Below are 20836 nucleotides of genomic sequence, written 5' to 3'. Positions count from 1 at the left end.
AACTGCGGGCCGCGAGTGGCCGGTTGCGGCAGGATGCTTGTCCATGGATGCCGTACGGGTCGCGTTGCTGCGCGAAGTGCTCGCCGGGACCGAGTGGTTGGGGTCCACGCGGCGGTTCGCCAGGGTGCTGCGGGGGTCCGTGATGTCGTACGGGGGCGGGCTGCTGCTGGTGGGCACGGAGGAGTACGAGCCGTGGCATCTCGCCGCCCATCTGGTCGACGAGGCGGCCTGGTCGGGGACGCCGGAGCTGTCGCCGACTTTGGTGCGGCACGGAGCGCGTGCGTCGGATCCGGCCCATCTGGCGGTGGGGCTGGGGCGGGTCGAGGCCGCGCGGCGGGGGGAGACGCTGCTCGTGGTGTCCCCGGGCGCGACCGGTGCGCCGCTCCTGGAGCGAGTCCACGACGCCCGCCGGGCCGGGGCCACTGTGCTGGCGCTCGACGCGGGTGACCGCGAACTGGAGACACTGGCCCACGAGGCACTCACCGTGCCGGACAGCCCCGACCTCGACCTCGACACCGTGCAGCACCTCGTCAGCGCGGCGGCCGGCGAGAACGCGCTGCCCTCACCCCGAGGGCGACGCCGCTTCCGCGACCGCCTGTCCCGCCTCGCGGACCAACTGACAGCGCCGCCTTCGGCTCGGTGGTGACGGGCGGGGCGGGGGTGACCGACGACTAGGCCCGGGTCGGGCCGGGACCGCCTCGGGGCGAGCGGCGCGGGCAAGGCGGGGACGGTGAGCCGATTCCCCGCCCCGCCTCGCGGCCTACAGGCGCCCCCGGGGACGCCTCGGCGACGCCTCAGCCGTCCTGTCCGGCCCCCGGCCCCTTGCCCGACGCGTCGTGCCACCGGGGGTCCGTCTCCCATTCGAGGTTCCGCTCACGGGCCATTTCCATGGCGCGTTCGGCCTCGGACCGCGAGGCGTAGGGACCGAAGCGGTCCTTGCCGGGGCAGTCGGGGCCTTCCTCGACCTTCTTGTGTTCCAGGCAGTAGTACCATTCGCCGGGTTTGCCGACGGTGCGCTTCTTGAACAGGGCCATGACCGGCTCCTTTCGCCACGGACATGGTCCCCCACGCCCGCTGGTTAGACTCGCTGGCATGTCTGGCCAGTCGCTGCTCGTACCAGGGGAGCTCTCTCCCACCCGTCCCGTCCCGGGAAACATCAGGCGCCCCGAGTATGTGGGCAAGCCCGCCCCCACGCCGTACACCGGCCCGGAGGTGCAGACGCCCGAGACGATCGAGGCGATGCGGACCGCCGGGCGGATCGCCGCGCGGGCGATGGCGGAGGCCGCGAAGCTGATCGCGCCGGGCGTCACGACGGACGAGCTGGACCGGGTCGCCCACGCGTACATGTGCGACCACGGGGCCTACCCCTCGACCCTCGGCTACCGCGCCTTCCCCAAGTCGCTGTGCACCTCCGTCAACGAGGTCATCTGCCACGGCATCCCGGACTCCACGGTCCTGCGTGACGGCGACATCATCAACCTGGACGTGACGGCGTACATCGGCGGGGTGCACGGCGACAACAACGCCACCTACCTCGTCGGTGACGTCGACGAGGAGAGCCGGCTGCTCGTCGAGCGGACCCGGGAGTCGCTCGACCGCGCGATCAAGGCGGTCAGGCCGGGCCGCCAGATCAACATCATCGGGCGCGTCATCGAGTCGTACGCGAAACGCTTCGGCTACGGGGTGGTCCGGGACTTCACCGGGCACGGGATCAACTCCTCCTTCCACTCCGGTCTGATCATTCCGCACTACGACAGCCCCCACGCGAAGACCGTCATCCAGCCCGGGATGACGTTCACGATCGAGCCGATGCTCACGCTCGGCACGCACGAGTACGACATGTGGGACGACGGCTGGACGGTCGTGACCAAGGACCGGAAGCGGACGGCGCAGTTCGAACACACACTGGTCGTCACCGACACCGGCGCCGAGATCCTCACTCTCCCGTAGACCGTCCCGCAGGCCCTCCCGCAGGTCATGTCCTAGCCTCTGCCCCGGCTTCCGGAGCCCACACAGCCCGCCCTGATCACAGGGTGGGCTGTTTCGTACGGACCGGCCGGGGATTCGCGGTACGTTTTTACCGACAGCCCGTCGGGAACATATTTACCGACGGTACGTCGGAAACTTGTTGACTTAGGTAAGCCTAACCATAGAAAATCCGACGTGCAGTCGCCTTTCCCTTCACCACCGGAGGTTCCACCATGAACTCGTCGGGTTCGGCGTTCTCGACGCTCATCCGCACCGCCTCGCACGAGCAGCACACGGAGGCGGAGACCTCGACGTTCATGAGCGACCTGCTCGGCGGCAGGCTCGGAGTCGAGGCGTACGCGCGCTACACCGAGCAACTGTGGTTCGTGTACGAGGCGTTGGAGGCGGACGCCGAGAGGCTGGCGTCCGACCCGGTGGCCGGACCCTTCATACAGGCCGAGTTGACGCGCCGCGACGCGCTGGAGGCCGACCTCGCCCACCTCCGGGGCCCGGACTGGCGCACGACGCTCACCGCGCTGCCCGCGACCCGGGCCTACGCCGACCGCGTCGCCGAGTGCGCCCGGACCTGGCCCGGCGGCTACGTCGCCCACCACTACACCCGTTACCTCGGCGACCTCTCCGGCGGCCAGATCATCCGCGGCAAGGCCGAGCAGACCTGGGGCTTCGACCGCAAGGGCGACGGCGTGCGGTTCTACGTCTTCGAGGACATCACCAACCCCGCCGCCTTCAAGCGCGCCTACCGCGAACTCCTGGACGGCATCAACGCCGACGACCTGGAGAAGCAGCGGATCGTAACGGAGTGCAAGCGGGCGTTCGCCCTGAACACGGCGGTCTTCCGGGCACTGGGAGAAGAGTTCCCGCTGACGGCGTGACGGAGATTCTCAGCCCGTCCGGCGCTTGAGGACGAGCGCGAAGCGCGACAGGGGGGTCTGGGGGCGCAGCAGCCCCCAGGAACGGGACGGGAAGGGGCGGAGGGGGCGAAAGAACACCCTCAGCCCCGCACCAACCGCACCCGGCCCCCCACCTCGACCCAGCCCCCCGGCTGCGGCGCCGTGAGTATCTGCGACCCGGCCCCCTGGACGATGTTGAGCGCCCGCCCCAGCCGAGCCGTCAGCTGAAGCGCCGCCGCCCCTGTGGCCTCGTCCTCCTCGACCCCGTCCCCGCGCCCGGAGAACCCACGGGCGCGGACCCGCCCCGCCGCCTCGTCCTCCCACGCCCAGGCGAAGATCCTCTCCCACTGCCCGAAAGGCGTGGGAGGTACCCCCACCCCGGCCGCCGGCAGGGCGAGCGACTCGACCTCCCCGGCCGTGGCGTACTGCCGCAGCGTCAGCGGCGCCGTCCACTCGGGCCGCGCCTCGATCCAGCTGAACTCGCCGTCGAGCCGGGTGCCCACCACCCCGGCGGGCGTGACGAGTTCGGGCACGTCGAGGAGCCAGGCCGCACCGACGCAGGGGTATCCCGCGAACGGCAGCCGGACGCTGGGCGTGTAGATGTCGATGACCCCGCGCTCGGGGTCGTCCACGAACACGGTCTCGCTGAAACCGAGTTTCCCGGCGAACAGCTGCCGCTCCTCGGTGTCCGGCATGACGGAGCCCTCGCGGACGACCCCGAGCTCGTTGCCGTGTCGCCCGCCGGGACCGCAGAAGACCCGCAGCACGTCGTATTCAGTCACTCCGGCATTCAAACACCAACCGGCCCGCCCCGGTCCACGAGACCGCCGCGGAGCGGTGGCCGGACGGACAGGGGCGGACCGACAGTCCGTCCGCGGACGCGGACGCGGACTACGAAGCCAGCCGCCTCCTGCGCACCGCGACGACCACACCCGCGCCCGCCGCGACGGTCACGGCCGCCGCGGCACCGAGCGCGCCCGCCGGCACGTCCGAGCCGGTCGAGGCGAGCGAACCGCCCGTGCCCCCGGTCGTGCCTCCCGTCGTGGAGCCGGTGGTGCCGGTGCCGCCCGTGGTCCCGGACGTGCCCGACGTGCCACCGGTGCCGGCGGTCTCCGACTCGTCGTCGGACGGGAGTTGGGCGTCCTCGCTCAGCGCCACCGACAGGTCCACCGGGTCGAGCTCGGCGCCGGCCGTGTAGAAGCCGCCGAACGCCTCGGCGCCCGCGTCCGTCAGGGTGGCCGTGACGTCGTCGACGGCGATGACGTCGTCGTCAACGGTCAGTTCGGCCGAGGCGGCCTTGAGCTTCGCGAGGACGACGTCGTCGGACTTCTCGCCGAGGCTCTCGACATCGGCGGTCAACTCGCCCGAGCCGCCGTCGAGTTCCGCCTTGAGGTCGCTGAGGGTGAGGTCGAGGCCGTACTCGCCGTTCTCCTCGTGGCCCTTGAAGTTCACCGAGCCCTCGAAGGCGGCGGAGAGGGTGCCGGCGTCCGTGTCGTAGGTGCCGGTGCCGTCCACGAAGGTGAAGACGCCGTTGCCGGTGGCCTGGGTCGCGCCGCCCGACGCGGTGATCTTCCCCTTGGCGACGCCGTCCACGACGTACGTACGGAAGGACTGCTTCACGCCCCAGCCGAGGGCGCCGTCGACGATGTCGCCCTTGGTGGCGGCGCTCTCGGAGGGCGAGGCGCTCGTCTGCGTGGGCGAAGGCGTCGTGGTCCGCGTGGCGGTCGGCGACGGAGTCGTGGTCCGCGTCGGCGTGGGGGTCGGCGTCACGGTCGGCGTCGGCGACTGGGACACGGTCTTCTGCACCAGCGTCACCGGGTCGCCGACCGCGTCCTTGTAGCTCGCGCTGCCGAGGACGTCCGCCGCCTCGGCCGTGAGCTTGGTCGCCATGTCCTTCATGTCACGCGTGACGGTGACCGTGGCGAGCGGCACGTCGTCCGACTTCGTGGTGACCGGCGTCGAGCCCGTCGCCGGCGTGGTCGTCTTCGTCACGTCGGCGGTGATCTCGGTGCTGGCGCTGTCGAACTTCACGTCGGTGAGGGTGATGTCGAAGCCGTGCGCCTTGGAGACGACGTTCAGGCTGCCCTTGAAGCCGAGGCCGAGCGTGTGCGCGGTGGTGTCGTAGGTGCCGGTGCCGTCCACGAAGGTGAACGCGCCGTTGCTCGCGGCCTGGGTGGCGCCGTCCGCCGTCGTGAAGGTGCCCTGCGCGTAGGCGCCGGTCACGTACGAGCGGTACGACTCCTTGATGCCCCACGTCAACTCGTAGCCGGTGAGCGGGGTTTCGGCCGCCGCCGCGGTGGAGGCGCCGATGGTGGCGAGCGCGGTGGCACCCAGTGCGGCGGCCGTCGCGACGGCTGCGGCGAGGGCGAGGGGACGGCGTGCTCTGACGGACATGAAGGTGGTTCTCCTTGTCGGGTGGTCCGCGAAACGGCGGACGGTATAAGGGGGTTCAGTCCTCGTCGGGGACCGCCGCGGCCGCTCGGGCCCGGCGCCCGCGGAGGACGAACGCGAAGGCCGCGCCCGCCACCAGCAGGAAGCCGGCCAGCAGGCCGATGGGAAGGACCGGTGCGCCGTCGGAGGTGTCGGCGGCGGCCTCGGAGGTGTCGGTCTCGGTCGTGTCGGTCCCGGCCGGTGTTCCGGCGGCCGAGGGGGAGGCGCTCCCGCCGGCCGAGCTGCCCAGGTCGGGCAGGGCGGGCAGCGCCGCGTCGTCGGTGAGGGCGACGGCGAGCGAGAGGGGGTCCATCGCGGTGCCCGCCCGGTACATCCCGCCGAAGGCCTTCGCGCCCTGTGCGGTGAGCTTCGTCGGCGCCTCGGTCAGCTCCACGAGGTCCTCGCGCGGGGTGAAGTCCTTCGCGGTGAAGGTGGCGAGCGCGACCTTCCTGCCGTTGAAGTCAGCGCCGGCCACATCGGCGTACAGCGTGCCCTTGGCGTCCTTGACGGTCACCCGGAGGCCGCTCAGCCTCAGGTCGAGGCCCTGTTCACCGGTGAAGCGCACCGCGCCCTCGAACCGCGCCTCCAGCGAGCGGTCGCTCTTCCCGTACGTCCCCTCACCGCGGGGGAAGCGGAAGAGCGCGCCGCCGTCCTGGGCTCCCGACGACAGGGTCCACTTGCCCCGCGCGATGTCGCCGGTGACGTACTCCCGGAAGGTGCGGCGTACGCCCCAGTCGACGGCGCCGTTCGCGATGGCGCCCGAAGTCTCCTTCTTCCGGGCGGACTTCGTGGCCGTGGGCGTGGGTGTGCTCGACGCCTTCGGTGTGCCGGCCGCGGCCGCCACGTCCGCGGACAGGCTCACCGGGTCCAGCGCGGTCCCAGCCGTGTAGTACCCGGCGAAGGACCGCGCGCCCTGTGAAGTCAGCGTGGCGGGAAGGTTGTTGAGCTGGACGGCGGTGCCGCCGCCCGACATGTCGATCCCGCCCAGGGAGAGGGAGGCGAAGGGCACCTGCGAGGACGTCGTGACCGCCCCGGTGCCCTTCGCCTTGCTGGTGATGTCGACGTAGAGGGTGCCGCTGCCGCCGGAGACGCGGACGGTGGGGCGGCTGATCGTCAGGTCGAGCTGGTAGCCGCCGCCGGCGTCCTTGTGTCCGACGAAGTGGACCCCGCCGGAGAAGGAGGCGGAGAAGGCACCGGTGTCGCCGTCGTAGGTGCCCGTCGCCGAGTGGAAGCGGAACTGGCTCGCGCCGACCGTGGCCGCCCCGCCGGTGAGGGAGTAACTCCCCTTGGCGATCGGCCCGGTGACATAGCTCTGGAAGGAGGACTTGATGCCCCAGTCGAGCCGGCCGCCCTGGACGCCCCGGCCGGCGGCGTGCGCCGCGGTGGCGGTGAGCAGTGCTCCCGGCAGAGCTCCCAGCACGACCGCACAGACCGCGCCGATCAGGGCCCTCAGGCGCACGGACATGGGTGTCCTCCGGGTATGAAGTCAGGATCCGGCCACTGACCGGCTGGAAAGGTAGGAAGGTAAGGCTAACCTAAGCTATCTCCGCAGATGCCGGAAGAGGGCCGAGAGGACGGATGGACGAGGATGAGTGACGGGTCAGCACACCGGCGGCGCACACGAATGGCGGGCGCCCTGCTGTCCGCGCTCGCGCTCCTGACGGCCGCGACCGGATGCGGGGGCTCCGCCGAGAGCCCGAAGTCCGCGAGGAAGGCTCTCGCCTCGGCCTCGGCCACAGCCGACCGGGTCGAACCCCTCACGAACCCGGCGAAGCCCCAACTCCCCGTCACCGTCGGCTCGTCCGACGGCAAGCGGGTGACGATCGGCTCCGCCGACCGGATCGTCCCACTCTCCGGCAGCCTCAGCGAGATCGTCTTCACGCTCGGGCTCGGCGACCGGGTCGTCGCCCGTGACATCACCGCCACCTTCACCCAGGCGGCGAAGCTGCCGGTCGTCACCCGCAACCACGACGTCTCCGCCGAGAGCGTGCTCTCCCTCAGGCCGGATCTCGTCCTCGCCGAGACGACCACCGGGCCCGACGAGGCCATGGAGCAGATCCGCGACGCGGGCATCCCGGTCCTGGTCGTCGACCCGGCGCAGGGCCTCGACGACGTGGGCCCGCGCATCCGGGCGGTGGCCGACGCCCTCGGCGTACCGGCCGACGGGAAGCGGCTCACCAAGCGGTCACAGGACCGGATCGCCGCCGTACGCGCGGCGATCGCGGCCCGCGAGGAGCATCCGCGCGTCGCCTTCCTCTACGTCCGCGGCTCCGCCTCCGTCTACCTCATCGGCGGCAAGGGCTCGGGAGCCACCTCGCTTCTCCAAGCGGCCGGAGCGATCGACGCGGGCGCCGAGTCGGGCCTGACGAAGGACTTCACGACCATCACCGCCGAGGCACTCGCCAAGGCGGCCCCCGACGCGATCCTCGTGATGAGCAAGGGACTCGAGTCGGTCGGCGGGATCGACGGCCTGGTCGGGATTCCCGGCGTCGCGCAGACCCCGGCCGGGATGGCACGCCGGGTCGTCTCGATCGAGGACGGCGTGCTCCTCAACTACGGGCCGCGCACGGACGAGGTGCTGAAGTCGATCGTCGAGCAGTTGTACGGGGATGCCGAATAGGGGCGCGTGAAGGGGTTCTTGACCCGTTCTTTGCCCATTCGTGGGGAGCGGATTGAGCCACCGAGATCTGGCCGTGTTCCCGCACCGTTCATGAGAGCTGAATCACTGGACGTGCGGGTAGCACTCCGGTAAGCCTCAGTTAAGTTAGGTCCGCCTTACCCCGATCTGTGGTTTCTCCATGACCCGCTGAGCCCTCGCCTGGAGCCCCGATGCGCCCCGTCCGTCTCTCCGTCGCCACCGCTGTCGCCGCCGCGGCCGCCCTGACAGCCGTCACCGGCTGCACCGAGAAGAGCGACGCCAAGAGCGGTGACGGCGTCATCGAGGTGACCGCCACCGACTCCTCGTGCGAGGTGTCCAAGAAGGAGTTCCCCTCCGGGCACGTCGAGATCGCCATCGAGAACAAGGGCTCCAAGGTGACCGAGGTCTACCTCCTCTTCCCGGACGACCGGATCGTCACCGAACGCGAGAACATCGGCCCGGGCACCAAGCAGAAGGTCACCGCCGAAGTGAAGGCCGGCGACTACACGATCGCCTGCAAGCCGGGCATGAAGGGCGACGGCATCCGCCAGGACGTCAAGGCCACCGGCGGCACGGTCGCCAAGCGCGACCCGCGGCTCGACGAGGCCGTCGCCGCCTACCGCGCGTACGCGCAGGCGCAGGCCGACGAGACGCTGCCCAAGGTCAAGGTCTTCACCGACGCCGTGAAGGCCGGCGACCTGGAGGCCGCGAAGAAGGCTTACGCCCCCTCGCGCATCGGCTGGGAGCGCACCGAGCCGGTCGCCGAGTCCTTCGGTGACATCGACCCGAAGGTCGACCTCCGTGAGGACGGTCTGGAGGAGGGCCAGGACCTGGAGACGGACTGGACCGGCTGGCACCGTCTGGAGCGCTCGCTCTGGAAGGACAAGAAGCTCACCGACCGGGACTCCGAGCTCGCCGACCAGTTGGTGACTGACCTGACCGACTGGCAGAAGCGTGTCGGCAAGGCCGAGATCACCCCGACCTCCATGGGCAACGGCGCCAAGGAACTCCTCGACGAGGTCGCCACCGGCAAGGTCACCGGCGAGGAGGAGCGTTACTCGCACACCGACCTGGTCGACTTCAAGGCCAACGTCGAGGGCGCGGAGAAGTCGTACACGCTTCTCAAGCCGGTCGCCGCCGAGAACGACGCGGCGCTGACGAAGGAACTGGACAAGCAGTTCGCCGCGTTGGACACGCTGCTCGACAACTACCGCGCGGACAAGACCTCCTACGACTTCACCTCGTACGACAAGGTCGGCGACGCCGACCGCAAGGAGCTCTCGGACGCGGTCAACGCGCTCGCCGAGCCGCTCTCCAAGCTCGCCGCCGCCGTCGTGAAGTAGGCGGGGGCCACCATGACGGACACCTCCAGCGGTTCCACTCCCTCCCGGCGTTCGCTGATCGGCTGGGGCGGCGCCGGGCTCGCGCTCGGTGCCGCCGCTGCCGGTGGCGCGGTGGCGATGACCCGTACCGGCGGCGACGTCGATCCGGCGGGCTCCGGGTCCGGCGGCGCGATCGCCTTCCACGGAGCGAACCAGGCGGGCATCGCGACACCGGTCCAGGACCGGCTGCACTTCGCCGCGTTCGACGTGAAGACGGACGACCGCGCCGAGTTCGTCCAGCTCCTGAAGGACTGGACCGAGGCGGCTCGGCGGGTCACCGCCGGGCAGGCGGTCGGCGAGGGGGCGTACGGCGGCCTCGCGGAGGCACCGCCGGACGACACCGGCGAGGCGCTGGGCCTCGATCCCTCGCGGCTGACGCTGACGATCGGCTTCGGGCCTTCCCTGTTCGACAAGTTCGGCCTGGCGGAACAGCGGCCGGAGGCCCTCGTCGACCTGCCGAAGTTCGCGGGCGACAACCTGGACGGGAACCGCAGCGGCGGCGATCTGTGCGTCCAGGCCTGCGCGGACGACCCGCAGGTCGCGGTACACGCGATCCGCAACCTCGCCCGGATCGGCTTCGGCAAGGTCGTCATGCGCTGGTCCCAGCTGGGCTTCGGCAAGACCTCCTCGACGACCCCGGACGCGCAGACCCCTCGTAACCTCATGGGCTTCAAGGACGGCACCCGCAACATCGCGGGGACGGAGACCGACCGGCTGAAGAAGTTCGTGTGGGCGGACGGGAAGGACGGCACGGCCTGGATGGCCGGGGGTTCCTACCTCGTCGCCCGGCGGATCCGGATGAACATCGAGACCTGGGACCGGACTCCGCTCCAGGAGCAGGAGGACATCTTCGGCCGCGACAAGGGCGAGGGCGCCCCGGTCGGCAGGGCGAAGGAGCGCGACGAGCCGTTCCTGAAGGCGATGAAGCCCGACGCGCACGTACGGCTCGCGCACCCCGACTCCAACGACGGGGCGACGCTCTTGCGCCGCGGCTACTCCTTCACCGACGGCACGGACGGCCTCGGCCGCCTGGACGCGGGCCTGTTCTTCCTCGCGTACCAGCGCGATGTGCGCACCGGCTTCGTCCCGGTGCAGCGCAGCCTGGCCGCCGACCCGCTCAACGAGTACATCCAGCACGTGGGTTCGGCGGTCTTCGCGATCCCACCGGGCGTCCGGGACAAGGACGACTGGTGGGGCCGGGCGCTGTTCTCCAAGGAGGCGTAGCCGTGTTCGCGAACTATCTGATCGGCCTGCGTGAAGGCCTCGAGGCCAGCCTGGTCGTCTGCATCCTCATCGCCTACCTGGTGAAGACCGGGCACCGCGAGGCCCTGCGGCCGATCTGGACCGGCATCGCCGCCGCGGTGCTGATCTCGCTCGGCTTCGGCTTCGGCCTGGAGTACGGCTCCCAGGAGATGACGTTCAAGGCACAGGAGGCGCTCGGCGGTTCGCTGTCGATCGTGGCCGTGGGCCTGGTGACCTGGATGGTCTTCTGGATGCGGCGCACCGCGCGGCATCTGAGGTCCGAACTGCACGGCAGGCTGGACTCGGCGCTGCTGATGGGCACGGGCGCCCTGGTGGTCACGGCGTTCCTGGCGGTCGGCCGGGAGGGCCTGGAGACCTCGCTGTTCGTGTGGACGTCGGTGCACGCGGCCGGTTCCGAGGACGGCACCTTCGAGCCGCTCCTCGGCGCGCTGCTCGGCCTGGCCACCGCGGTCGTCCTCGGCTGGCTCTTCTACCGGGGCGCGCTGCGGATCAACCTGGCCAAGTTCTTCACCTGGACCGGCGGCATGCTGGTCGTCGTCGCCGCGGGTGTGCTGGCGTACGGCTTCCACGATCTCCAGGAGGCCGACTTCCTGCCGGGCCTGACGAACAGGGCGTTCGACGTCAGCGGCGCCATCCCGCCGGACAGTTGGTACGGCACCCTGCTCAAGGGCGTCTTCAACTTCCAGCCCGATCCGACCGTCCTCCAGGTCACGGTGTGGGCGCTGTATCTGGTCCCGACGCTCGCGTTTTTCCTTGCCCCGGTAGGGTTCGCCTCCGGGAAGGGGAGGGTGAAGACGCCTGATGAGCAGGGATCGCAGGGTTCGCGGGGATCGCACCGGTCGGAGGCTTCGTAGACTTCGCGGTCTCGGCCGATTCGCCCTGGCGACGGGCACGGTGACCGTTCTGTCCTTGACGGCGAGCGGTTGCGTGGTGGTGCACGGGGAGCGGGAGATCGTGCCGGCGGCGACCGAGCCGGAGGCCGCCGGCGCGCTCAAGGAGTTCACCACCGCCTACAACGCGGCGGACAAGGCGTACGACCGCTCGCTGGACGCCGGACAGGTCACCGGCCCGCTCGCCGACATCGACGGCGCGAAGCTGGAGGCCGGGCACGAGAACAACCCGGCGGGCAACCCCGCGCACTCCCCGCTGGTGCTGACCGACGCGAAGTTCACCATCCCCGAGAAGGCGGGCTGGCCCCGCTGGTTCCTCGCCGACACCCGGGCCGACAGGGGCTCGGACGGCAGCCGTTGGCTGATCGTGTTCACCCGGGGCAGCGCGAGCGACGTGTGGGAGGCCTCGTACCTGACCGTGCTCGCCGGCGCCGACGTACCGGAGTTCGAGAAGGACGCGGACGGCTGGGCGCAGCCGGTCACGGCGGACGACGCGGCCCTCGCGATCGCGCCGGCCGAACTGGGCCGGGCGTACACGACCTACCTGGCGAGTGGCGGCGACACCTTCGCGCCGGGCGCGCACACCTCCGCGTGGCGGGCGCTGCGCGAGAAGAACGCGAGCAGGCCGGGTCTGGCCCGGCAGTACGTGGACGAGCCGCTGAACTCCGGCGACTACGCGCCGGTCGGGCTGCGCACCAAGGACGGCGGCGCGCTGGTCTTCTTCGCCACGCGCCACTTCGAGAAGCAGACCGCGGCGCGGGGCGTCAACATCACTGTCAGCGACGAGAACATCAAGGCGTTGATGACCGGCGAGGTGAAGCAGTCCCTCACGCTGGAGTTCGTCTCCAACGAAGCGGTGCTGGACCCGGCGAAGGGCTCGGGGGACCAGCGGGTGGAGTTCCTGAGCCGGGTGCAGGGCCTGACGGGGGCCAAGGGCGAGTAGGCCGCCCGGCCCCCGTTCGGGATTTCAGCCCCTTCGGCCCCTTCAGCCCCGGTGGGGCCAGGCGGCGAGCTGGTCCGAGTGGTCCGAGCCGTCGCCGACGTAGCGGGCGCAGGCGTCGGTCAGCATCTCGAGGATGGTGAGCGGGTCCGGCAGCGGATGCTCGGGGCCCCGCACCCAGTCGACCGACAGGTCACCGGGGAGCTGGGCCGGCGGCACCAGGACGTACGAACCGCGGCAGTGCCAGCGCAGCCCCGGGTGCTCGTCCATCGTCTCGGGGTGGCAGTCCAGCTCGCAGGGCCACCACTCGTCCTCGACCTCGGGCGTACCGCGGGTGGCCGTGAAGAAGAGCATGCGGTCGGTGCCGGACCGGGCGACGGGCCCGACGTCGATCCCGGAGGCCAGCAGTCGCTCCAGCGCCTCGCGCCCCGCTTCCAGGGGCACGTCGAGCACGTCGTGCACCATGCCGGTCGCGGTGATGAAGTTGGCCTGCGGCTGGTGCCGGGCCCACCGCTCGATCTGGGCGCGGTCGGTCGTCGACTGGGTCTGCCAGGCGAAGGAGACGGGGTGGCGCGCGGGGGTGGGACAGCCGACGCGGTCACAGGAGCACCGGTAACCGGAGGGGTACGCGGCCTGCGCGAGCGGCAGTCCGGCGGCGGCAGCGGCGAGCAGCAGGGCCTCACGACCGCCGTCGTCGTCGGCGGTCTCCTTGGGACGGCGTCCGCGCAGCCACTGGGAGATCCTGCCCTGCGCACCGGAACGGCTGCCGAACTCCGCGCTCATATATCCCCTCGCCTGGCGGTAGGAACCACGTCTTGCCTCATGGTCCCACCATCCTGCGCCCCGGGTGGCCAGAGCTGACATCCGGGGTGGGTGGGGGCGATGCGCCGACGGCGTAAATCAGGCGCCTTCCCATGTTTTGCTGTGATTTATCTCGCTGACGCGGCGCGTGGCCGTCGGCCGGTCAGCGTCGGCCGGTCAGCGCGGGGCGATGCCGTGGAGGGCGTAGTCGACGAGGGTGTCCGTGTAGGCGTGACCGATCGGGCCGGTGCGCTGGAGCCAGCGCTGGGCGAGCGGCGAGACGAAGAGCTCCAGGGCGATACGGGGGTCGATGTCTTGGCGCACCTGGCCTTCCTCCTGGGCGGAACGCAGCCGCTTCACATAGAGCTGGAGCGAGGGTTCGAGGAGCCTTGTCACGAACTCGACGCCCACCTGTTCGTTGACGACGCCCTCGGCGGCCAGCGCGCGCGAGGGGATCTCGAACTTCGGGTCGAGGAGTTCGTCGACGGTGGCCCGCAGGACGAGCTTGAGGTCGGCCGCCAGATCTCCGGTGTCCGGGATCTCGTACGGCTCCTGCCCGGTATCGCGTGCGGCCTGCTCCCCGAGGTCCATGAAGGCGTCGAGCAGTACCTCCGCCTTCGAGGACCACCAGCGGTAGATCGTCTGCTTGCCGACGCCGGCACGGGCGGCGATGCCCTCGATGGTGGTCTTCGGGTACCCGACCTCGCCGACGAGGGCGAGGGCGGCGTCGTAGATCGCGCGGCGGGACTTCTCGCTGCGGCGGGTGGAGTCGGGGGCGGGCTTGCCCGAGGGCGGGGCGGGCGGGGTGGGCGAGGTGGTGGGCTCTGGGACCATGGCGCGAATTTACCAGGCTGACAAGACGATGCGTCTCGCCGGAAGGGTGCCCGGCGGAGGAACGGAGCTAGTCCCCCTGGGGCGGCGGCCACGCGTCGCCCCAGTCCGCGTCGCGGGCCGCCCGGTACAGGAGCCCGTGCCGCTTGGTCACCGTCTCCCGCCGGAGGGACGGCTCGGTCTCGCACAGGTCGAGCAGCACCTGGCCCTTGCGGATCTGCGGCTTGCGGACGACGCGGGACGGCGCCGGGTCCGACGGGAAACGGGTCGCGGCGACATAGCTGAACTTCTCGTCCTCGTACGGCAGGGAGCCGCCCTTGACCTGGCGGTGCAGGGAGGAACGGCTCACCCGGGCCGAGAAGTGGCACCAGTCCTCGCCGGGGACGATCGGGCAGCCCGCGCTGTGCGGACAGGGCGCGGCGATACGGAACCCGGCGCCGATCAGGCGGTCCCGGGCCTCGATGACACGGGCGTAGCCGTCGGGGGTGCCCGGCTCGATGATCACGACGGCCTGGGCGGCGGACGCGGCGGCGTCGACGACGGAGGCGCGGTCGGCGCCGGTGAGCTCGCCCAGGACGTAGGAGACGGTGACGAGATCAGTGCTCTCGACGGTGAGCGCCGCTCCGATACGAGAGCGGTGCCACTCGGCGGACTTCAGCTCCGGGTTCGCCGCGGCGATCTCCCGGCCCAGCACGAGGGCCGGTTCCGCCCAGTCGAGCACCGTGACGGGGCGCGCGCCCTCCCAGGTCGCGTTGACCGCCCAGGTCGCCGCGCCGGTGCCGCCGCCGATGTCCACGTGGCTCGCCGGGGACCACTCGGGCGCCGCGTCCGCGAACGCGTCGAGGGCCGCGCGTACCGCCTCGAACGTCGCGGGCATCCGGTACGCGGCGTACGCGACCACGTCCGAGCGGTCGCGGAGGATCGGGGTGTGCGTCGGGGTGTGCCCCCGGTAGTTCGCGATCAGCCGCTCGACCGCCCGCGTGGCCGCCTTCGGGGGGAGGCCGTCGAGGAGGCCGGCGAGGGCGGAGCGGAGGGTTTCGGCGGGGGCTGCGTTCACGCCGTGATTCTACGGTTGGCCGGACGGGGGTCCGATCCCTTTCGTACCCGGCGTCAGGGCTGGGACGGGCGGCGTTTTCGCCCCCTCCGCCCCTGCCCGTCCCGCTCCCGGGGGCTGCCGCCCCCAGAGCCCCCGCTTCGGCCTGAACGGCCTCGTCCTCAAACGCCGGACGGGCTGGAAGTCAGGCCCCCCGCACCGCCCGGGCCACCCGGGTCGCGGCCGCCGCCCGCGGCGCGCTGTCGGCGGGGCGGCGCCGGGGATGGACCGTGTTCGCCAGCAGCACCAGGAAGGTGTCCGTCGCCGGGTCAAGTACCAGTGACGTGCCCGTGAAGCCCGTATGACCCGCGGCGCCGCGCCCCGCGAGAGCGCCCATGAACCAGGGCTGGTCGAGGGCGAAGCCCAGGCCCGGCGGGGTCAGCATGAGTTCGACGAAGTCGGGGCCGAGGATGCGGGCGGGCCCGTAGGAGCCGCCGGCGAGGATCGTGCGGCAGAAGACGGCGAGGTCGCGGGCCGTGGAGAAGAGCCCGGCGTGGCCCGCCACACCCCCCAGCGCCCACGCGTTCTCGTCGTGGACCACACCCCGCAGCATGCCCCGGTCGGCCTTGGCCCACGGCCACCGCTGGTCCTCGGTGGCCGCCGCGCCCGGGCAGGGTCCGAAGCAGGTGGCCGTCATCCCGAGCGGGCGGGTGATCCCGTCACGCACGAGGACGTCCAGCGTGCGCCCGGTGATGCGCTCCAGGACGTGCTGGAGGAGGAGCAGGTTCACGTCCGAGTAGACGTACTCCCCCGGCTCCGACACGGGTGCCTCCGCGCGGAGCATGGCGAGCCGCGCCCGGTCGTCCGGGCTGTCGTACAGCGGGAGTTCGGGGCGCAGCCCGGAGGTGTGGGTGAGTAACTGCCGTACGGTCACGCCGTGTTCGACGGCCGCGCGGAAGTCCGGCAGGTAGGCGCCGACGCGCGCGTCGATACCGAGCGTGCCGCGCTCCAGTTGCTGCACTGCGGCGACCGCGGTGAACAGTTTGGTGAGGGACGCCAGGTCGAAGGGCGTGTGGACGGTCGTGGGCACCCGTGTCCCGGGCGGCAGTTCGATCCCTGTCTCCGACTCCTCGTCGTAGGAGGCATAGCGGACCGCCCACCCCGCCGCCTCCTCGACGGCGATGACCGGGCCGCGACCGGCGACCAGTACGACGCCGGCCGCCCAGGGATCCGTTCCGCCGGTGAGGGCGCGGACCTCCCGTACGAGATGTCCGAGTTCTCCGGGGTCGAGGCCGGCCCGTTCCGGTGAGTCGATGCGCAGTCTCGGTGCGCTCAGCGGTCCGCCGCCTTTCCGTCCGAGGTGCGTACTCCCCCGCTCTCGGCCGCGATCGAGCGGGAGGACCCCCATTCCCAGGGACGGCACAGTCCCACGAAGCAGGCCGCGGCCACCAGTACCGCCGCCAGTTGGACGACGGCCATCGGGACGGCGGTGTCCTCGCCGGCGACGCCGACGAGGGGTGAGGCGATCGCCCCGACGAGGAAGGAGGTGGTGCCGAGAAGCGCGGAAGCGGAACCCGCGGCGTGCCTGACCCGCATCAGCGCCAGCGCCTGGGTGTTGGGCAGGGCCACGCCCATCGCGGACATCAGCACGAACAGCGCGGCGGCGACCGGAACGAGCCCGGCCTCGCCGAAAACGCCCGTTGACATCAGCAGCAGCGCGGTCGCGGCGAGGGTGACGACCGCGAGGCCGACGGCGAGAACCCGGTCGAGGCCGACCCGGCCGACCAGGATCCTGCCGTTGACCTGCCCGACGATCACCAGGCCGATCGAGTTGACGCCGAAGAGCAGGCTGAAGGTCTGCGGGGAGGCTCCGTAGATCTCCTGGATCACGAAGGGCGAGGCGGCGATGTACGCGAACAGCGCGGCGAAGGTGAATCCGCCGGTGAGCATGTACCCCGTGAAGACCCGGTCGGCCAGCAGTGCGCGCATCGTACGCAGTGCCTCGCCCACGCCGCCGCTGTGCCGTTCGGCGGGTGCGAGGGTCTCGGGCAGCCGGAACCAGACCACCGCCGTAAGCGCGATGCCGACCACCGTGAGGACCACGAACACGCCCCGCCAGTCGGTGACGCGCAGGATCTGCCCGCCGATGAGCGGCGCGACGATGGGCGCGACGCCGGAGATCAGCATGAGGGTGGAGAAGAAGCGGGCCATCTCCATGCCGTCGTGGAGATCGCGGACGACCGCCCGCGCGATGACGATTCCGGCCGCGCCCGCCAGGCCCTGGACGAGGCGGAAGGCGACGAGGAGCCCGATGTTCGGGGCGACGGCGCACAGCGCGGTGGCCAGGATGTAGATGGCCAGGCCCACGAGGAGCGGCCTGCGCCGGCCCCACCTGTCGCTCATCGGGCCGACGACCAGCTGCCCGAGCGCCATGCCCGCGAGGCAGGTGGTGAGGGTGAGCTGCACGGTCGCGGCGGGAGCGTCGAGGGACTCGGTGACCGCGGGCAGCGAGGGGAGGTACATGTCCATCGCCAGCGGGGGTGTGGCCGTGAGCCCGCCGAGGACCAGGGTGACGAGGAGTCCGGTGCGGCGCGGGGCGACGGTGTCCCGCAGGCCGGGTGAGGCGGCGACGGCCGTCGGCTCGGCGACCATCGGCTCGGCGACCGTCGTGTCCGGTACACGCATCGACTGGCCTCCCCGGGCTTCCCGGCTCTGCCGTTCCCGCGTGGCACGGCCGCGCTCGGACATGTGCCCCTCCCTCTCCGAGTGATCCGCCACCTATGCTCTCAGTTCGAACACAGTGTTCGGGGCCATAGAGGCCACAGAGGTCACGGAGACCCCTGTGGTCACGGAGACCACAGGGGTCACAGGGACCACAGGGGTCACGGAGACCGCAGAGGTCACAGAGCGAGGGGCCGGAGATGTCAGTGGATCGCGTGCGGTGGGGGATTCTGGCGACGGGCGGGATCGCCGCGGCGTTCACGGCTGATCTCGTGGACATGCCGGACGCCGAGGTGGTGGCCGTGGCCTCACGGACGGACGCCTCGGCGAAGGCGTTCGCGGAACGGTTCGGGATTCCGAAGGCGTACGGGGACTGGGCGTCCCTCGCCGAGGACGCGGACGTGGACGTGGTGTACGTCGCCACTCCGCACTCGGCGCACCGGGCGGCGGCCGGGATGTGCCTGGAGGCGGGGCGCCATGTGCTGTGCGAGAAGGCGTTCACGCTGAACTCGCGGGAGGCGCTGGAGCTCGTCGCGCTCGCCCGGCGGCACGACCGCTTCCTGATGGAGGCGATGTGGACGTACTGCAATCCGCTGATCCGGCGGCTCAAGGCACTCGTCGACGACGGTGTGATCGGTGAGGTGCGCACCGTGCAGGCCGACTTCGGGATCTCCGCGCCCATCTCGCCCGCGCACCGGCTGCGCGACCCGGCGCAGGGCGGCGGCGCGCTTCTCGATCTCGGCGTCTATCCGGTGTCGTTCGCGCAGTTGCTGCTCGGGGAGCCCTCGGACGTCGTCGCGAGAGCGGTGCTCTCCGACGAGGGCATTGATCTCCAGACGGGAGCAGTGCTCTCCTTCGAGAGCGGCGCTCTCGCTTCGGTGCACTGCTCCATCACCGGCGGCACTCCCACCGCCGCCTCGATCACCGGCTCCGCGGGCCGCATCGACATCCCGGACGGTTTCTTCTTCGCGGACCGCTTCGTCGTGCACCGCGAGGGCCGGGACCCCGAGGAGTTCACGGCCGACCCGGCGCACGGCCCCCGCAACAGCCTCAGGCACGAGGCCGCCGAGGTCATGCGCGCGCTGCGGGCCGGCGAGACCGAGTCGCCGCTCGTCCCCCTGGAGGGCACCCTCGCCGTGATGCGGACGCTCGACGCGATCCGGGACCGCGTCGGCGTCCGCTACCCCGCGGACGCGAACTGACGCGCCCACTGCCCCACGGAAGCGAACCTGCCGGGGATCAGGCGGGCTTGAGGCCCTGCTCCCCCACCTCCGTCACGAAGGACGCCGCCGTCGTGACCGGCGCCCCCGGCGTCGTCACGGCGGTCACCGTCCTGAAGTCCGCCCGGGCCGCCTCCCGGCCCAGCTCGACGGTCACATAGCCGCGCCGCCCGTTGTAGAACTTCATGTGCGGGTTGGCCCCGGTGTACGTGTCCCAGGTGGCGGGCTTGTCGGCCCCGTCCCGGCCGCTGGAGATCGAGGTGGCGACGATCTCCGTGCCGAGGGTGGCCGACGCCTGGTCGTCGAAGTCGTCCTTGATGTCGTAGGCGTACGCCACGTGCACGTCGCCGGTGAGCACCATCAGGTTCTCGACCCCGGCCGCCTTCGCCCCGTCGAGGACGCGCCGGCGTGAGGCGCGGTAGCCGTCCCAGGAGTCCATCGACAGTCTGGCGACCGGAGCGATGTCCAACTTCCTCTGGGAGAAGTTGACTTGCTGCGGGACGACGTTCCAGAGCGCCCGCGAGCGGCGCCAGCCGTCGAGCAGCCATCGCTCCTGGGTCTCGCCGGTCATCGTGCGCGTCGGGTCGTCGATCTCGGGGCCGGGGAGGTCCGACCCGTCACCGTAGGCCTGGTTGGAGCGGTACTGGCGTGTGTCGAGGATGTCGAACTGGGCGAGCCTGCCCCACTGCCGCCGCCGGTAGAGCTGCATGTCGGGCCCGGCCGGCCGCTGCGGGCGGCGCAGCGGCTGGTTCTCCCAGTACGCGCGGTAGGCGGAGGCGCGGCGCAGCAGGAACTCCTCCGGCGGCACGTCGTTCTCGGGGATGTCGTCGGCGTAGTTGTTCTCGGTCTCGTGGTCGTCCCAGGTGACGAGGAAGGGGTGCGCGGCGTGCGCGGCGCGCAGGTCCGGGTCCGACTTGTAGAGGGCGTACCGCAGGCGGTAGTCCTCCAGGGTCAGGGTCTCGTGGTTGTAGAGGTCGGGGATGACCCGGTCGGTGTAGTTGCGGTAACCGCCGGCGGAGTTGACCGCGTACTCGTACAGGTAGTCGCCGAGGTGGAAGACCACGTCGACGTCGTCCTCGGCGAGATGGCCGTACGCGGTGAAGTAGCCGTCCGTGTACGACTGGCAGGAGACGGCGGCGAACGTGAGGGCGGAGACCTGGGCGTGCGCGGCGGGCGCGGTGCGGGTGCGCCCCGTCTCGCTGATCCAGCCGCCGGTGCGGAAGCGGTAGTAGAAGACCCGGCCGGCGGCGAGGTGGTCGACCTCCACATGCACGGTGTGGCCGAACTCGGGGTGTGCGGTGGCCGTGCCGCGTCTGACGATCCGGCGGAAGCGGTCGTCGTGGGCCAACTCCCAGTGCACGGTGACGCGTTCGGCGGGCAGGCCGCCGTCCGGCTGGTACGGGGCGGGCGCGAGCCGCGTCCACAGGAGGACGGAGTCCGGCAGCGGGTCGCCCGAGGCGACCCCGGTCGTGAAGGGATCCCCGGTGATCTTCGAGGCGTCGAGTTCGGCGGCACCGGCCACGCCCGCGGTCGGCAGGTTGGCGGCGAAGGCGATCGCGGCGGCCGCCGCGGTCCGGGTGAGGAAGCGGCGGCGCCCGATGTGGCGGGCGACCGCGCGGAGTTCGGGGGCGTGCTGAGACGGATGCTCGTGGCCTGCGGGTGTCATCTGGCCCTCCCCTGACAGTGGTGGTGCCCGTCATTGGAGTGGCCGGGGTCAACGCCAGATTGGCACGTACACAACATCCGGGTGACGGTGACGTGTGAGTTCCGCGTTACCGTCACCCGTTCGGAGCCCCCAGTAGCCTGCG

19 protein-coding genes and 1 pseudogene are annotated in these 20836 nt (G+C 71.4%); 9 read left to right on the top strand and 11 right to left on the bottom strand.

The window, feature by feature from the left end; translation table 11 throughout:
- The first annotated feature begins 43 nt into the window (after positions 1-43).
- Positions 44-646 (top strand): hypothetical protein, encoded by a 603-nt coding sequence (locus ACIBLC_RS24655; RefSeq protein WP_399213328.1) that lies wholly within the window; start codon positions 44-46, stop codon positions 644-646.
- 148 nt (positions 647-794) lie between these two features.
- Here the strand turns inward: ACIBLC_RS24655 and ACIBLC_RS24650 are convergent, their stop codons facing one another.
- Positions 795-1034 carry a hypothetical protein gene (locus ACIBLC_RS24650; protein WP_399213327.1) on the bottom strand — a complete coding sequence of 80 codons (240 nt, stop codon included), beginning with the start codon at positions 1032-1034 and terminating at the stop codon, positions 795-797.
- 58 nt (positions 1035-1092) lie between these two features.
- On the opposite strand from ACIBLC_RS24650, the gene map reads away from it, so the two are divergent.
- Positions 1093-1950 carry a type I methionyl aminopeptidase gene (gene map, locus ACIBLC_RS24645; protein ID WP_399213326.1) on the top strand — a complete coding sequence of 286 codons (858 nt, stop codon included), beginning with the start codon at positions 1093-1095 and terminating at the stop codon, positions 1948-1950.
- Between the two features lie 251 nt (positions 1951-2201).
- Positions 2202-2861 carry a heme oxygenase (biliverdin-producing) gene (locus ACIBLC_RS24640; protein WP_399213325.1) on the top strand — a complete coding sequence of 220 codons (660 nt, stop codon included), beginning with the start codon at positions 2202-2204 and terminating at the stop codon, positions 2859-2861.
- Here the strand turns inward: ACIBLC_RS24640 and ACIBLC_RS24635 are convergent.
- The 4 genes and pseudogenes from ACIBLC_RS24635 to ACIBLC_RS24620 form a co-directional block, all read right to left on the bottom strand.
- A pseudogene (locus tag ACIBLC_RS24635) lies at positions 2845-3036 on the bottom strand (cobyrinic acid a,c-diamide synthase); the annotation flags it as partial. The gene ACIBLC_RS24640 and the pseudogene ACIBLC_RS24635 sit on opposite strands and share 17 nt — an antisense overlap.
- Positions 2981-3661, bottom strand: coding sequence for a PhzF family phenazine biosynthesis protein (locus tag ACIBLC_RS24630; protein ID WP_399213324.1), 681 nt, complete (start codon positions 3659-3661; stop codon positions 2981-2983). The pseudogene ACIBLC_RS24635 and the gene ACIBLC_RS24630, both read right to left, overlap by 56 nt.
- A gap of 109 nt (positions 3662-3770) precedes the next feature.
- Positions 3771-5273, bottom strand: coding sequence for an HtaA domain-containing protein (locus ACIBLC_RS24625; RefSeq protein ID WP_399213323.1), 1503 nt, complete (start codon positions 5271-5273; stop codon positions 3771-3773).
- 55 nt (positions 5274-5328) lie between these two features.
- Positions 5329-6774 (bottom strand): HtaA domain-containing protein, encoded by a 1446-nt coding sequence (locus ACIBLC_RS24620; RefSeq protein WP_399213322.1) that lies wholly within the window; start codon positions 6772-6774, stop codon positions 5329-5331.
- A gap of 123 nt (positions 6775-6897) precedes the next feature.
- On the opposite strand from ACIBLC_RS24620, the gene ACIBLC_RS24615 reads away from it, so the two are divergent.
- From ACIBLC_RS24615 to ACIBLC_RS24595, 5 genes are all read left to right on the top strand, one after another.
- A complete protein-coding gene (locus tag ACIBLC_RS24615; protein WP_399213321.1) occupies positions 6898-7929 on the top strand; it encodes a hemin ABC transporter substrate-binding protein in 1032 nt (343 codons plus the stop codon).
- A 209-nt stretch (positions 7930-8138) separates the two neighbouring features.
- Complete coding sequence (gene efeO, locus ACIBLC_RS24610) at positions 8139-9290, top strand: iron uptake system protein EfeO (RefSeq protein WP_399213320.1); 1152 nt, start codon at positions 8139-8141, stop codon at positions 9288-9290.
- A 12-nt stretch (positions 9291-9302) separates the two neighbouring features.
- On the top strand, positions 9303-10553 hold the full coding sequence (gene efeB / locus ACIBLC_RS24605) for an iron uptake transporter deferrochelatase/peroxidase subunit (protein WP_399213319.1): 1251 nt from the start codon (positions 9303-9305) through the stop codon (positions 10551-10553).
- 2 nt (positions 10554-10555) lie between these two features.
- Positions 10556-11446 (top strand): iron uptake transporter permease EfeU, encoded by an 891-nt coding sequence (efeU, locus tag ACIBLC_RS24600; protein WP_399213318.1) that lies wholly within the window; start codon positions 10556-10558, stop codon positions 11444-11446.
- Positions 11394-12425, top strand: coding sequence for a hypothetical protein (locus tag ACIBLC_RS24595; RefSeq protein ID WP_399213317.1), 1032 nt, complete (start codon positions 11394-11396; stop codon positions 12423-12425). Before efeU ends, ACIBLC_RS24595 begins: the two co-directional genes overlap by 53 nt.
- Before the next feature lie 42 nt (positions 12426-12467).
- Here the strand turns inward: ACIBLC_RS24595 and ACIBLC_RS24590 are convergent, their stop codons facing one another.
- The 5 genes from ACIBLC_RS24590 to ACIBLC_RS24570 all read right to left on the bottom strand — a co-directional run bounded on the left by ACIBLC_RS24590 (position 12468) and on the right by ACIBLC_RS24570 (position 17739).
- Complete coding sequence (locus tag ACIBLC_RS24590; RefSeq protein ID WP_399213316.1) at positions 12468-13205, bottom strand: bifunctional DNA primase/polymerase; 738 nt, start codon at positions 13203-13205, stop codon at positions 12468-12470.
- A 195-nt stretch (positions 13206-13400) separates the two neighbouring features.
- Positions 13401-14057, bottom strand: coding sequence for a TetR/AcrR family transcriptional regulator (locus tag ACIBLC_RS24585; RefSeq protein WP_399213315.1), 657 nt, complete (start codon positions 14055-14057; stop codon positions 13401-13403).
- A 67-nt stretch (positions 14058-14124) separates the two neighbouring features.
- A complete protein-coding gene (locus tag ACIBLC_RS24580; protein WP_399213314.1) occupies positions 14125-15111 on the bottom strand; it encodes a small ribosomal subunit Rsm22 family protein in 987 nt (328 codons plus the stop codon).
- 181 nt (positions 15112-15292) lie between these two features.
- Positions 15293-16495 (bottom strand): serine hydrolase domain-containing protein, encoded by a 1203-nt coding sequence (locus tag ACIBLC_RS24575; protein WP_399213313.1) that lies wholly within the window; start codon positions 16493-16495, stop codon positions 15293-15295.
- Complete coding sequence (locus ACIBLC_RS24570; protein ID WP_399213430.1) at positions 16420-17739, bottom strand: multidrug effflux MFS transporter; 1320 nt, start codon at positions 17737-17739, stop codon at positions 16420-16422. Before ACIBLC_RS24570 ends, ACIBLC_RS24575 begins: the two co-directional genes overlap by 76 nt.
- Before the next feature lie 269 nt (positions 17740-18008).
- On the opposite strand from ACIBLC_RS24570, the gene ACIBLC_RS24565 reads away from it, so the two are divergent.
- Positions 18009-19010, top strand: coding sequence for a Gfo/Idh/MocA family protein (locus ACIBLC_RS24565; protein WP_399213312.1), 1002 nt, complete (start codon positions 18009-18011; stop codon positions 19008-19010).
- Positions 19011-19047: 37 nt separating this feature from the next.
- On the opposite strand, the gene ACIBLC_RS24560 is transcribed toward ACIBLC_RS24565, so the two are convergent.
- Complete coding sequence (locus ACIBLC_RS24560) at positions 19048-20694, bottom strand: alkaline phosphatase D family protein (RefSeq protein WP_399213311.1); 1647 nt, start codon at positions 20692-20694, stop codon at positions 19048-19050.
- Positions 20695-20836: the final 142 nt, after the last annotated feature.

Origin of the sequence: Streptomyces sp. NPDC050535, assembly GCF_044457665.1 — a bacterium.
Classification (GTDB): Bacteria; Actinomycetota; Actinomycetes; order Streptomycetales; family Streptomycetaceae; genus Streptomyces.
This window is presented reverse-complemented; position numbering and strand designations above follow the sequence as displayed.